Source organism: Alcanivorax sp. REN37 (genome assembly GCF_041102775.1).
Lineage (GTDB): Bacteria > Pseudomonadota > Gammaproteobacteria > Pseudomonadales > Alcanivoracaceae > Isoalcanivorax > Isoalcanivorax beigongshangi.
In genome coordinates this window covers 1358180-1371450 of record NZ_JBGCUO010000001.1, presented here as the reverse complement: position 1 = coordinate 1371450, position 13271 = coordinate 1358180, and the positions used below count along the sequence as shown (strand labels likewise).

Genomic DNA, 13271 nt, shown 5'->3' with positions numbered 1-13271 from the left:
TCGCCCCCGTGTGGGAAGGCGTTGAAGCGGCGGGCATGATAGCCAATTTCCACCGTCTTGGAAACACCCGTCAGGGCTTTTCCAATGACTGCAGCACTTCTTCCAGCTCGGACACCATCTGGCGAATCAGCTGTTGGTAGTGGCTGGCCTGCTCGCCGCTGTTGGCTTCCACCAGCTGCTGGCGGGCACCGCCAATGGTATAACCCTGCTCGTACAGCAAGCTGCGGATCTGACGGATAACCAGCACGTCTTGGCGCTGGTAGTAACGGCGGTTCCCGCGCCGCTTCACCGGCTTCAGCTGCGGGAACTCCTGTTCCCAGTAGCGCAGCACGTGGGGCTTCACATCGCACAGCTCGCTGACTTCACCAATGGTGAAATAGCGCTTGCCGGGGATCGCCGGCAGCTCGCTGTTATTCCCCGGTTCCAACATAGTCGTCTACCCGCTGCTTGAGCTTTTGCCCCGGCCGGAAGGTCACCACACGGCGCGCGGAAATGGGGATTTCCTCGCCGGTCTTGGGATTGCGCCCGGGACGCTCATTCTTGTCGCGCAGATCAAAGTTGCCGAACCCGGACAGCTTCACTTGCACGTTTTTTTCCAGTGCGGAGCGGATCTCCTCAAAAAACGCTTCCACCATTTCTTTGGCTTCACGCTTACTGAGTCCGAGCACTTCGTGCAGGGTTTCAGACAGATCCGCCTTGGTGAGTGCGGCCATAGACAGTCCCTCGCGTCACTCCCTCAAAGAGGCGTTAAACTCTTGTTTTACAAGCTGAATTACCGCCGTTACCAACTCATTGATATCGGCCTCGCCAAGCGTGCGCGAACGATCTTGGAACGTCAAGCCCAGCGCTAGGCTCTTCTGCTCCGGCGCCATGTGCTCGCCTTGGTAGACGTCGAACAGCCGCACATCGCGCAGTTGTTCGCCGCCCGCGCGGCGTACTGCGGTCAGCACGTCACCGGCCAGTACTGCGCGATCAACGACGAAGGCCAAGTCGCGGCGCACAGACGGCTGATCGGACACCGGCGCGAACCTGGGCAGCGGCCGCTGTGCCAGTGCGTCGGCGCACAGCTCGAACAGGTATAGCTCATCGGACAGATCCAGCTTGCCCGCCACCGCCGGGTGGATGCGGCCAAGCCAGCCCAGCTCGACCTCACCGTCAACGGTGTCACGCACCACGCGCGCGCTCTGCCCCGGATGGAGCACCGGATGTTGATCCGGCACGAAGCGCACCGGCTCTGCGCGCCCCGCCAAAGCCAGCAATGCTTCCACATCACCTTTGAGATCGAAGAAGTCGACTTTGCGGGCGGCATCATCGAAATGCTGCGGCCGGGCGGAGCCGTAAATCAGGCCGGCCACCATCGGCAGCTGCTCAAGCTGATCGCCCTGCGGCACAAAGCGCAGTCCCTGCTCGAACAGGCGCAGCCGGGTGATTTGGCGGTTGAGGTTACGCTGAGCCGCCGTCAACAGACCGGCCCACAGCGTGGTGCGCATCACTCCAAGTTCGCTGGAAATCGGATTGGCCAGCGCCAACGGCGTAACGTCCGGCGCCAGGGCGTGCTGCATGGCGGGATCGACGAAGCTGTAAGTAATAGCCTCCAGATAACCCCGGTCCACCAGTAGATTCGCCACCTGCCGGCCGGGAATACGGTTTTCCGGAGCGGTGTCGGCACTGCTGCGCACCGCCGGCAACCAGGACGGCAGCAGGTCATAGCCATAGACTCGTGCCACGTCCTCAATCAAGTCGGCCTCGATCGCCATGTCAAAACGCCAGCTCGGCGCCGTGACCAACCACTGGCCGGGCTGCTGCGGCGCCAGCGTCATGCCGAGCCGCTGCAGCATGTCCTCAATGTCGGCATCGGCGATATCCAGCCCTAGCACCTGGTTAACCTTGGCGGCGCTGAGCGCAATCGGGGTGGCAATCGGCAGATGTGCCTCGCTCACCACTTCCACAATCGGACCGGCTTCGCCGCCACTGATAGACAAAATCAGTGCCGTGGCACGCTCCATCGCCAGCCGCTGCAACTGCGGATCAACGCCGCGTTCGAAGCGGTGGGACGAATCCGTGTGCAGACCATAGCTACGCGCTTTGCCGGCCACCGAGAGCGGCGCAAAAAAGGCGCTTTCCAGCATCAGGTCGGTGGTGTCGGCGGTGACTGCCGATGCTTTACCGCCCATGACGCCCGCCATCGCCAGCGGGCCTTGGGCATCGGCAATCACCAGCGTATCGTCGCGCAAGGCGACCGACTGGCCATCGAGCAGCTCCAGCTTTTCACCGCTGCGTGCTTTGCGGACTTCAATGCCCTGCTGCAACCGTGCCAGATCGAAGGCGTGCATCGGCTGCCCCAGTTCCAGCAGCACATAGTTGGTCACGTCCACCACCGCGTCGATGCTGCGGATACCGGCGCGCCGCAGACGCTCGACCATCCACAGCGGCGTCGGTGCAGACAGGTTCACACCGCGCACCACGCGGCCGAGGTAGCGCGGGCAATCTTCAGGCGCACTCACCGCTACCGGGAAGCTCTGATCGTGGCTCGCCGTGACCGCATCGATGCGCGGCTCGGTGACCGGCACTCGGTTGAGCACGCCGACCTCACGGGCCAAGCCACGCAGGCTCAAGCAGTCAGCGCGGTTCGGTGTCAGATCCACTTCGATGACGGCGTCATCCAGTTGCAGGTATTCCCGTACGTCGACGCCCAGTGGCGCGTCCGCCGGCAACTCCAGCAGACCGTCAATTTTATCTTCCAAACCCAGCTCGCTGGCACCGCACAGCATGCCTTCCGACGGCTGGCCGCGTAGCTTGGCCGGCTTGATACGGAAGTCGCCCGGCAGCACCGCCCCCACACGGGCGAACGCCACACGCAGACCGGCGCGCACGTTCGGCGCACCGCAGACTACCGGCACCGTGCTGCTGCCGTCATGCACCTGGCACAGCGTCAGTTTGTCGGCATCGGGATGCGGCGCCGTGCTGAGCACTTCCGCCACCACCACGCCGCTGAACGGAGCACAGGCCGGCGCTACGCCGTCCACTTCCAGACCAGCCATGGTCAGCTGGTGCATCAGCGCCGCGGTATCAAGCTCTGGGTTGGCCCATTCGCGGAGCCAGGATTCGTTGAAAAGCATGTTGACCTCGTTGCCAATTGGGCGGTGGCGGCATCACGCCGCCCTGCGCCGGCCACGCCGGCGAAATGACTCAGGCAAATTGCCCAAGCACACGCACGTCATTCTCGAAGAACAGCCGCAGATCGTTGACCCCGTAACGCAGCATGGTCAGGCGCTCAATACCCATGCCGAAGGCAAAACCGCTGTACTGCTCCGGATCAACGCCGCCATGGCGCAGCACGTTGGGGTGCACCATGCCGCACCCCATTACTTCCAACCAACCGGTTTGCTTGCACACGCGGCAGCCATTGCCCTGACAGTGGGTGCAGCCAATATCCACCTCTGCCGACGGCTCGGTGAACGGGAAGTAGGACGGGCGGAACCGCACCGCCAAGTCGTCCACTTCGAAGAATTCACGCAGGAACGCGGATACCGTGCCGCGCAGGTCGGCAAACGAAATGTGTTCGTCCACCAGCAGCCCCTCCACCTGATGGAACATCGGCGTATGGGTCAAATCAGAGTCGCAGCGATAAACGCGACCCGGTGCAATAATGCGGAACGGCGGCTTGCCGGCTTCCATCACCCGCACCTGCACCGGCGAGGTGTGGGTGCGCAGCAGGCGCCCATCACCGAAATAAAAGGTGTCATGCATCGCCCGCGCCGGGTGATGGGACGGAATATTCAACGCCTCGAAGTTGTGGAAGTCGTCTTCCACTTCCGGGCCTTCGGCAATGGCATAGCCAAGACCGGTGAAGAAATCTTCAATGCGGCGACGAGTGCGGGTCACCGGATGCAAATTGCCGAGCGTTTCGCCGCGCCCCGGCAGTGTCACGTCAACGCGCTCACCCGCCAACTGCGCGGCCAGTTTTTCACTCTCCAACGCTTCACGGCGCGCATCCAGCGCTGCCTGCACCTGATCCCGGGCCACGTTGATCAGCGCACCCGCCGCCGGGCGTTCTTCCGCCGACAACTTGCCGAGTGATTTCAGCAGCGCACTGATCTCGCCTTTCTTGCCGAGGTATTGGACCCGGACCTCGTCCAGGGCACGCAGGTCGGTGGCAGCGTCGACGGCCGCCAGTGCCTGTTGGGTGACCTGTTGCAGATGCTCCATGACTCTCTCCGAACGGCTGCCCCAGCAGCCCGCTAGACCGATGGCGCAGGCTGCGCCGGCTTCAAAAATGACAACGGGGGAAGAGCCCAAGCTCTTCCCCCGTTGTTCACCGCCCCGCAAGCGGAACGGTGGGTCGTGCAGTCAGCATGCAGACGCTCAGGCGGCGAGGCTCGCTTTGGCCTTTTCAGCCAGCGCTGCAAACGTCACTTTGTCGCGGATCGCCAGATCGGACAGCACTTTGCGGTCGATATCGATGGCCGCTTTCTTCAGACCATTGATCAGACGGCTGTAGCTCAGACCGTTAGCGCGGGCAGCGGCGTTGATACGCACGATCCACAGGCGACGGAACTGGCGCTTACGGACTTTACGGTCGCGGTAAGCATATTGGCCGGCTTTGATGACCGCCTGGACCGCTACGCGGTACACGCGACTGCGGGCGCCGTAGTAGCCTTTTGCTTGCTTGAGGATTTTCTTGTGCCGGCGACGCGCCTGCACACCACGTTTTACTCGAGCCATGTCAGATCTCCAAAAACCTGTTCAATCAAAAAAGAGCGTGGAATGCGGACTTAAACGCCCGGCAGCATGCGCTTGACCAGTGCTACATCAGATGCATGCACTTCGGTCTTCGGACGCAGCTGGCGAATACGCTTCGCGCTCTTCTTGGTCAGAATGTGGTTTTTGAACGCCTGCTTACGCTTGAAACCGGAGGCGGTTTTCTTGAAACGCTTGGCTGCCCCGCGGTTGGATTTAATCTTTGGCATTGAACTGATCTCTAACGGTTTGGGTTAGGCTCAAGCAACCTTAATGGGTCACTTGTTCTTGCGCTGGGGCCCGATGACCATGACCATTTGACGCCCTTCCAGGCTTGGCCGCTGTTCAACAGTACCCAGTTCTGCGAGGTCCGCTTCCACGCGCTGGAGCAACTGCAGCCCCAACTCTTGGTGCGCCATCTCGCGGCCACGGAACCGTACGGTTACCTTGGCCTTGTCCCCGCCTTCGAGGAAGCGCACCAGAGAACGCATCTTCACCTGGTAGTCGCCGTCATCGGTGCCGGGACGAAACTTGATTTCTTTCACCTGGATCTGGCGCTGCTTCTTGCGCCCTTCTTTCGCCTTTTGCTTCAGGTCGAACAGGTGTCTGCCGTAATCCATGATTCGGCATACCGGCGGCTCCGCATCGGGAGAAATTTCCACCAGGTCGAGTTCTTTGGCCTGGGCCGCAGCCAAGGCTTCTTCCAGAGACACAACGCCTACTTGGTTGCCGTCCTGATCAATCAGGCGCACCTCGGACAGTTGGATCTGGTCATTGATACGGGCGCGTTTATCACCGCCCTTGCCAGCACCTTTAATGTTGGCTACCTCCAATCGGTTCTTGTATTCGCAGGGACCGCAGCCAGCGCCGTCGCACCGGGGGCCACCCCGCACCGGGTCATCCTGACCCCAGCCTTTTATGGCCGAGCGCGAATTGTATAGATCGGACCGGCGCGGCACAAGTCCCGCTCGGGGGCCGGGAGTCAGGATTCATCAGGGTTGCATGGGGTTTGCATCGCTACCGAAGGCACCGTGTGCCAGCGCCGCGACGCCCTTGCGGCCAGCGGTGGCAGCAGGTTGGCGAAGCCCTCCCCTGCACGCGTGGTCTCAGCCCATGCGGCGGCAACGGCGGTCTCCAGACGCTGCAGCAGCGCCAGCCCGCCTTCTGTGGGCGACTGCGCCCACACCAGCAGCCCTGTCTGCCCGGCAGCATGCTCCGCGGCGCGGCAATCGACCCAGTAAACCGGTTCGGTGCTGCCTCTCAGCGCGGTATAAATGGTCGGATACAAGCTCCGCGCCCAATGCTCGGCTGCCTCACCAGACAGCGGCACCGGCATCCACAGCAGCGCTGCATGACCGGGCATTTGAGTGGGAACCGGCTGTGGCGGGTCGCCTGGCGCCGGCGCTAAGGGCGGCGACAATGCTGGCGGCCAGTCGTCGGGCACCGACCACTGCCCACTTAACTGCGCCTGCCAGCGCCCGGCACGGCCCTGCCACTCTGGCGGCACCTGCCAGCTTTCAACCTTAAGGGTCACGGCGGACGGGCCAGTCACTGCCGCGCCAGCCGCCAGCCATCGCCGCACCTGTTGCAGCAGCTGCGGCCCGGGCGGGGTCTGCTGTGCACGACGAGCACGACACCGCTGCAATGTGAGCAGTCCCGCTGCGGTGATTCGGGCAGTTCGCCAGGACAGCGCCAGATCAACCTGATCGGGGCTCGCCACCTGCAAGCGCAGCTGCCAGCTGTCGGGTTGCTTGTCGATCACAAGCTCCGCCCCGGCCTGCCACGCCTGCCAGCGCATCACAGCTTCCAGCGCTTCCAATAACGCCGGCGCGGCGACTGTAAAGCGCCACTGCCAGCACAAAGTGTGCTCAGCTGGCGTCGGCGTTTCGATCACCAGCGGCTCCGATACTGTGCTGGCCACCGCCACTGCATCAGCAATGTAAGGCGTGCGAGTTTCGCGAGTGTAATGCGTCGCAGCGGAGCCACCGTCGGCCAAGAGCGACCAGTGGACCCCACTCAGTCGCTGCCCCAACTGACCCCAGCCTGCTGGTTCGGATTCGGCGCAGGTTATCGCCTCCCGCAAGGCGGCGCGCATCCGCGCCAATTGTGGGTCGGGCGGCCCCGGCGCGCCCTCCGGATCGCCCTCGGTCATAGGTTGCTGCGGCGCCAGCTGATGCCGGCGAGCAAACCACTGCTGCACTAAGCGACGCTGCTCTGCCAGCGCCCCGAGGGCATCAAGCTGGCACTGCAGCCACAGCTGGCCGCCACTGAGAAACTGCCCCTGCACCTGCAGCGACGCTGTCAGCCCCGCCCGCCGCAGCTGTCCAAGTAGTCCCGTCGCACTGCAATCGAGCATCGCGGCACGCCAAGCGGGCCAGGCGCGCCGTTGGGTAGCAGACACGCTCTCCAGCGTTGCCAGCAGCCAGGTGTCGGTATCAGAGCGCGGGCCGCGCCAAAGCAGATCTGGTAACGCCGGCGCCGGCGGTACCGGCAACCGCCGCCGCGACGGCCCCCCCGGCCAACGCGACAGTAGAGCCGCGATCGCCCGCTGTGAGGCTGCATCCACCGTGCCCGCGATCGCCACCTGCACATTGGCGGCGCCATATCCGGCGTGATGGAAGGCCTTGGCGGCCTGCGCCAACTTGTGTTCGTCACCGGCCAAACTGGCGGCATGGCCAGCGCTGAAACGCGACAGCGGATGGGCGGGTGGCAGCTGGGCCGCGATCAGCTGCTGCCGATGCAGCGCCGGATCCCCGAGCCGGGTCAAAAACTCGGCCTGCAACACCGCGCGTTCACGCGCCACCACCGCGGGCGTAGGCGCCAAGCGCCAAATGCGCGGCAACCAACGCGCTAATTGGGTCATCAGCGCCGACGCCGGCACTTGCAGATGGTATTCGGTGTATTCGGCTTGGGTGCTGGCGTTCCAACGGCCGCCGTAGTCGGCCACGATACGCAGCCAATGGCGCCCGTCCGGATCCCGACGCCGTCCGGCAAACACCAAGTGCTCCACCAGATGTGCCAGACCCGGCCATTGCTGCGGCTCGTCATGACTGCCGCTGTCGACACTGACCAACACCCTCACCGACGTCCCAGCGGCCGGCAACCACAGCAGCGTCAGGCCATTGTCGAGCTGCTCGCGCATGGCGACCTCCGCGGCAGCAGCTGTTGGTAGAACTGCCACTCGGCCTGCAACGCATGGGTTTGGTTGGCGCGCTTGCGCAGACCATGGCCTTCGTCTGGGTAATAGTGGGCAGCGACCAGGGTGCCTTGACGCCGCAGTGCCGCTTCAAGATCACGGGTTTGAGCCGGCGGCACGATGGCGTCTAGCTCCCCCTGAAAGAAAATCATCGGCGTGCGCAGCTCATCGACCCGTGCCAACGCCGAACGAGCCACGTAGCGCTCCGGCACCCGCACTGGATCGCCGATCAGCCAATCAATGTAATCCGCTTCCAGCTTGTGGGTCTGCTCGCGCAAGCGCAGCGGATCGGCGACGCCGTAACGGCTGGCCGCAGCGCGAAATAGGCCCGGCGCGCGCAGCAAGGTATTGAACAATGTGTAGCCGCCGGCACTCTGGCCGCGCAGGAACAGCCGCTGGCGATCCAGCACGCGCCGATCGGCTAACGCCGTAGTCAATGCCAACACGTCTTCCACCTCGCGCTCACCCCACTGCCCGGCTAACGCCTGCCGCCAGCCGCGGCCATAACCGGTGCTGCCGCAGTAATTCACCGCCAACACTGCCCAGCCTTGGGCAGTCCAGAACCCAGTATCCGCAGACCAAACGGGGTGGCTGGCAGACACTGGCCCGCCATGCAGCACCACCACCGCCGGCAATGCTGCGCCATGGCCACTCGCGGGCCGATACAACCAACCCGGCACGCCGGCGGCTTGGACCGGCTCAGGCATTGGCGGCGTCGCAATAAATGGTGTTGACGTCTGCCCCTCCTTGCCGCTCTGAACTGACCAGCGCGGACATGCCGATGACGGCTCTGCGCTTCGCCCCCGCGCCGCAGTTGGAAGTAAACCGCGTGCTTGGATTGGCGGCGTTCCAGCCATCGATGGCGCAACTTGCCGCTCCTCGCCAATCTGATCTGGCCTGTGCGAACGCGCCGATGACTGCTCTGCGCCTCGACCTTGCGCCGCAGTTGCAAGTACGCCGATTGCTTGGGCGGCAACGACCGGCTGCTGCTCCGCTTCTGTCATCGGACTGCCCGGATGGCTGGCCTGTTGCGTCTGCAAAGGTGCGACGGTTTCCCAAGCCGCTGCTGCTTGGTCTACCCCATGGCCAGCAGCTGGCCGGCCCAAATCGGAGGTATCCGCGGCTGCCGCCGAGAACAGTCCGACGTCGTGTTCAAGAGAATCAGACGCCAATAACGGCGACTGCGGCATCACAGCAGCCGACGGTATCAGCGACGCTGCTGTCGAAGCACCACCTAGTTCATCAGGCTGCCGAGGGCGCTGCACGGCAACCGCGTCCTCCACCCTGTCCAGTACCTGTGCAGGGCCGCCATCAGGCAGCCACAGAAGGCGGGCCGGCTGCTGATGACCATGAGTAATCACCGCGCACCCACCGGGCGCCGCCGCAATGGCGTGCAGCAGTCCGTGCTCGGCGCTGCCTAAACGCTGAATGGTGTCGTCGAAAAAGCGATGGGGTGTCATGCCGCGCGGACTTTTAGCGACGCCAAACCACCCGCCGGACGGTGCCGCCGCCAGATGCCGGCGTCCCAATAGCCACGCCGCCGGGGTCTGGTCAGCGGCGCTTCCGAGCGGACCATGCCAGCCGCTGTGCTGCCACACCCACAACCGCCAGTGACCGCAAGCGTCCCACAGGCAACCGAGTCGCCCCTGAGCATCAAAACAAGGCTGCTGCACCGAGCTGTCGGTCTGCGCCAGACCCGGCAGCGGTTGCAGCAAACCGCCCTCCGCGTCCAACTGCCAATGGCATAAGCGGCTTTCAGTCCAAGGTTGATGCGGGCGCTGCCAGCTGACCCAGGCCAGCTGCTGGCCATCGGCGGACACCGCCGGACTGGCATAAAAATCCGCGCCCTGGTGGAGCACGTGACGACGGCCTTCCCTGTCCACCGCCACCAATCGGTGGGTCCAGCCCGCCTCTTCCTCTACCGCCAGCACCCGTTGCCGCCAGGCATCCCAAGCCAAGCCGCCATAACGGCGACGGCGGTCTGTAGTCAGCGGCCGCGGTGCTTGGCCAGGCTGTAACCAATAAAGCTGCTGATCGTGTTCGCCTACGCAAACAAGGCTGTCGCCAGCCAGCGCCATGGCGCCGCCACCATATTCATAGACACGGGAACGGACCGAAAACTGTTGCGAAGTGAGTAGCTGTAGTTGCCCGCCCTGCCACTGCCAAACGCTGCTCTGACCATCGGCGTCGCAGCGCAGCCACACCAGTCGCTGGGCATCCCCATGCAGCTCCGCCAGCTCGGTGGCTGGCGGCCGCTCAACCGCGGTAAAACAGTTTGGCGTTGTGGACATTGCGGTACACCAACGGCGCCGCCTCCGGCTGCAAGGCTTCGGCACGCGCCGCCAAGATCAGATCGTGGTGGGGTGACTTGCTGCACACCGGGTCTGCCTGGGCAGCGTCGCCGGTCAGCGCCCAAGCTTGGCAGCGGCAACCGCCGAAATCCTGGTGGCGCTCGTCGCAACTGCGGCACGGGGCCGGCATCCAATCGTCGCCCCGGAATTGATTGAAACCGCCAGATCGGTACCAGATGTCACGCAGCGGCGTGTCACGCACATTGGGAAAGCTGATCGGCAACTCGCGAGCACTGTGGCACGGCAACGCGGTGCCATCCGGGGTCACAGTAAGGAAAATACTGCCCCAGCCGCCCATGCAGGGCTTCGGCCGCTCCTCGTAATAATCAGGCACCACGAACAGCAGCCGGCATTTGCGGCCCTGCTCTGCAATCTTCTGCCGGAACGCTTCAGTGGTGCGTTCCGCTGCGCGCACCTGCTCCAGCGTCGGCATCAGCCCTTGGCGATTGAGTTGCGCCCAGCCGTAGTACTGGCAGCTGGCCAGCTCGACGTAATCGGCGTCCAGATCTAGACACATTTGCAGGATGTCGCCAATGCGATCGATGTTGTGGCGGTGGATCACCACATTCAGCACCATCGGAAAACCGGCGGCTTTGACCACCCGCGCCATCTCGAGTTTGTGCTCAAACGCCTTGCCGGTGCCAGCGAGATAGGCGCTGGCGGCCGCCTCGGCATCCTGGAAACTGATCTGGATATGGTCGAGCCCGGCATCGGCCAGGGTTTGCACCCGTCGCTCGGTGAGCCCCATGCCGGACGTAATCAGGTTGGTGTAGTAACCCAGCTCGCGGGCGCAAGCCACCAATTGTTCAAGGTCCGGCCGCGTCAACGGCTCGCCGCCGGAAAAGCCCAGTTGCGCCGCGCCCAGTCCACGGGCTTGGCGCAACACGTCACGCCATTGATCGGTGCTGAGTTCGGCGCCACCCTCGAGCTGCACCGGGTTGGCGCAGTAGGGACACTGTAACGGGCACTTGTAGGTCAGCTCGGCCAGCAGCCACAGCGGCGGCCCCGGCGGGGTGACGTCAGCGCAAGATGAGCCATTGCTGGTCATGGGCCACCTCCAGAAACGCCATCACATCGGTGGTCAGATCGCCGGCCTCGGGAAACTTCTGCTGCAACGCGGTGACGATGGCGCCAGCGGTGCTTTCGCCGTTGACCTGCAACAGAATCTCAGCAGCGCTGTCGTTGAGCTTCACCATGCCTTCCGGGTACAGCACCACATGGGCGTGTTGCACCGGCTCCCATTGCAGCCGATAGCCCCGACGGAACGCGGGCACTACATCGGTGGGGATCATGACCACAGCCCTCGGTGCCACGGCTGGCCGTTCTCTACAGTGTGGTAGGGCGGCCGCGCCAGCTCATAGGCCATGCTCATGGCATCAAGCATGGTCCACAGGATGTCGAGTTTGAATTGCAGAATTTCCAGTGCCCGCTGCTGCTGAGCACGGGTGGTGAAATGGTCGAGTGTCACCCGCAGTCCGTGTTCCACATCGCGGCGCGCTTCGCTGAGACGGGTGCGGAAATACACATAGCCTTCCGGCTTGATCCAAGGGTAGTGCGTCGGCCAACTGTCCAGCCGCGACTGATGGATATGCGGTGCGAACAATTCGGTCAACGATGAGCAGGCCGCTTCCTGCCAGCTGGCCTGGCGCGCGAACTGCAAATAGGCGTCCACCGCAAAGCGCACACCGGGCAGCACCATGGCTTCGGAGCGCAGCGTGTCGGCGCTCAACCCCACCGCCTCGCCCAATCGCAACCAGGCTTCGATGCCGCCGTCACTGCCCGGCGCGCCATCGTGGTCATGGATGCGCTGAATCCATTCACGCCGCACCTCGCGGTCACGGCAGTTGGCCATGATCGCCGCATCCTTTTGCGGAATGTTGATCTGGTAGTAGTAGCGGTTGGCCACCCAGCCTTGGATTTGCTCCCGCGTGGCACGCCCTTCATACATGGCGCAGTGGTAGGGGTGATGGATGTGGTAATAGCGCCCCTTGTCACGCAGCGCCTGTTCAAACGCGGCGCGGCTCAACGGCGCCTCAGCAGCAATGGCGGTCATAGCGCAATACTCATGCCGTCGTAAGCGACTTCGATGCCCTGTTGCTCCACCTGCGCCCGCTCGGGCGAGTCCGGATCCAGGATCGGGTTGGTGTTGTTGATGTGGATGAGGATCTGGCGCTGGCCATCGGGCATCCGCGCTAATTCGGCGAGCATGCCGTTGGGACCGCTCTGCGGCAGGTGGCCCATCTCGGCCGCCTTTTTGGTGCCCACCCCAGCGCGGGCCATTTCGTCTTCTTGCCAGAACGTGCCGTCCACCAGCACGCAATCGGCGGACGCCATCAGGCGGCGTAGGTCGTCATCCAGTTGGCCCAGCCCAGGGGCGTAGAACAGCCGCTTGCCGGCAGCGTTTTGCACTAGCAGACCAATGTTGTCGCCGGGATGGGGATCGTGGCGGTGCGGCGAGTATGGCGGCGCCGCGCTGCGCAGCGGAATGGCTGCAAACTGCAGCCCCGGACAACAAGCGATAGCGAATTCGCCAGCCAATGGCACCGGATTGCGTACCAGCCCGCCCCAGTGGGAGAGCATCGGAAACAGTGGAAAGCCGTGGCTCAAATCTTGATGTACGGCGTCGGTACACCAAATCTGGTGCGGGCAACCTTCGCGCAGCATCAGCAAGCCAGTGGTGTGATCAATGTGGCTGTCCATCAACATCACGGCGCCAATGGCGGTACCGCGAGCACCGCTGGCACGGCGCAACACCGGATGCGCCTCCAGCTGGACACGAATATCGGGGGACGCGTTGCACAGCACCCAGCGTTCGCCATCATCGGACAGCGCGATCGACGATTGGGTACGGGGCTCGGCACGAGTGGTGCCGGCACGCACACCTTCACACTGGGCGCAGCGACAATTCCACTGTGGAAATCCGCCGCCCGCAGCGGAGCCAAGAATACGGATCTGCATGATTGCACCGGTATCCCGGCTCCAAG

The 13271-nt window shown here is 63.8% G+C and carries 13 protein-coding genes; all 13 read right to left on the bottom strand.

Annotation, left to right across the window (positions count from 1 at the left end; all coding sequences use genetic code 11):
- Positions 1-70: 70 nt before the first annotated feature.
- Positions 71-430: a MerR family transcriptional regulator gene (locus AB5I84_RS06140; RefSeq protein ID WP_369454976.1), complete on the bottom strand. Its 360-nt coding sequence runs from the start codon at positions 428-430 to the stop codon at positions 71-73.
- Positions 411-713, bottom strand: coding sequence for an integration host factor subunit alpha (ihfA, locus tag AB5I84_RS06135; protein WP_369454975.1), 303 nt, complete (start codon positions 711-713; stop codon positions 411-413). Before ihfA ends, AB5I84_RS06140 begins: the two co-directional genes overlap by 20 nt.
- 15 nt (positions 714-728) lie before the next feature.
- A complete protein-coding gene (pheT, locus tag AB5I84_RS06130) occupies positions 729-3119 on the bottom strand; it encodes a phenylalanine--tRNA ligase subunit beta (RefSeq protein WP_369454974.1) in 2391 nt (796 codons plus the stop codon).
- Positions 3120-3189: 70 nt separating this feature from the next.
- Positions 3190-4209, bottom strand: coding sequence for a phenylalanine--tRNA ligase subunit alpha (gene pheS / locus AB5I84_RS06125; protein WP_369454973.1), 1020 nt, complete (start codon positions 4207-4209; stop codon positions 3190-3192).
- A gap of 156 nt (positions 4210-4365) precedes the next feature.
- A complete protein-coding gene (rplT, locus tag AB5I84_RS06120) occupies positions 4366-4725 on the bottom strand; it encodes a 50S ribosomal protein L20 (RefSeq protein WP_369454972.1) in 360 nt (119 codons plus the stop codon).
- A 50-nt stretch (positions 4726-4775) separates the two neighbouring features.
- On the bottom strand, positions 4776-4970 hold the full coding sequence (gene rpmI, locus AB5I84_RS06115; RefSeq protein WP_369454971.1) for a 50S ribosomal protein L35: 195 nt from the start codon (positions 4968-4970) through the stop codon (positions 4776-4778).
- Between the two features lie 48 nt (positions 4971-5018).
- A complete protein-coding gene (gene infC, locus AB5I84_RS06110; RefSeq protein WP_369454970.1) occupies positions 5019-5573 on the bottom strand; it encodes a translation initiation factor IF-3 in 555 nt (184 codons plus the stop codon).
- Positions 5574-5722: 149 nt separating this feature from the next.
- On the bottom strand, positions 5723-7882 hold the full coding sequence (locus tag AB5I84_RS06105; RefSeq protein ID WP_369454969.1) for an insulinase family protein: 2160 nt from the start codon (positions 7880-7882) through the stop codon (positions 5723-5725).
- Positions 7855-10227 carry a S9 family peptidase gene (locus AB5I84_RS06100; protein WP_369454968.1) on the bottom strand — a complete coding sequence of 791 codons (2373 nt, stop codon included), beginning with the start codon at positions 10225-10227 and terminating at the stop codon, positions 7855-7857. The genes AB5I84_RS06105 and AB5I84_RS06100 overlap by 28 nt, the downstream gene beginning before the upstream one ends.
- Positions 10193-11335 carry a pyrroloquinoline quinone biosynthesis protein PqqE gene (gene pqqE / locus AB5I84_RS06095; protein WP_369454967.1) on the bottom strand — a complete coding sequence of 381 codons (1143 nt, stop codon included), beginning with the start codon at positions 11333-11335 and terminating at the stop codon, positions 10193-10195. Before pqqE ends, AB5I84_RS06100 begins: the two co-directional genes overlap by 35 nt.
- Positions 11307-11579: a pyrroloquinoline quinone biosynthesis peptide chaperone PqqD gene (pqqD, locus tag AB5I84_RS06090; RefSeq protein WP_369454966.1), complete on the bottom strand. Its 273-nt coding sequence runs from the start codon at positions 11577-11579 to the stop codon at positions 11307-11309. The genes pqqE and pqqD overlap by 29 nt, the downstream gene beginning before the upstream one ends.
- Positions 11576-12340 carry a pyrroloquinoline-quinone synthase PqqC gene (gene pqqC / locus AB5I84_RS06085; protein ID WP_369454965.1) on the bottom strand — a complete coding sequence of 255 codons (765 nt, stop codon included), beginning with the start codon at positions 12338-12340 and terminating at the stop codon, positions 11576-11578. The genes pqqD and pqqC overlap by 4 nt, the downstream gene beginning before the upstream one ends.
- Positions 12337-13245, bottom strand: a complete 909-nt coding sequence (gene pqqB / locus AB5I84_RS06080) for a pyrroloquinoline quinone biosynthesis protein PqqB (protein ID WP_369454964.1) — start codon at positions 13243-13245, stop codon at positions 12337-12339. The genes pqqC and pqqB overlap by 4 nt, the downstream gene beginning before the upstream one ends.
- Positions 13246-13271: the final 26 nt, after the last annotated feature.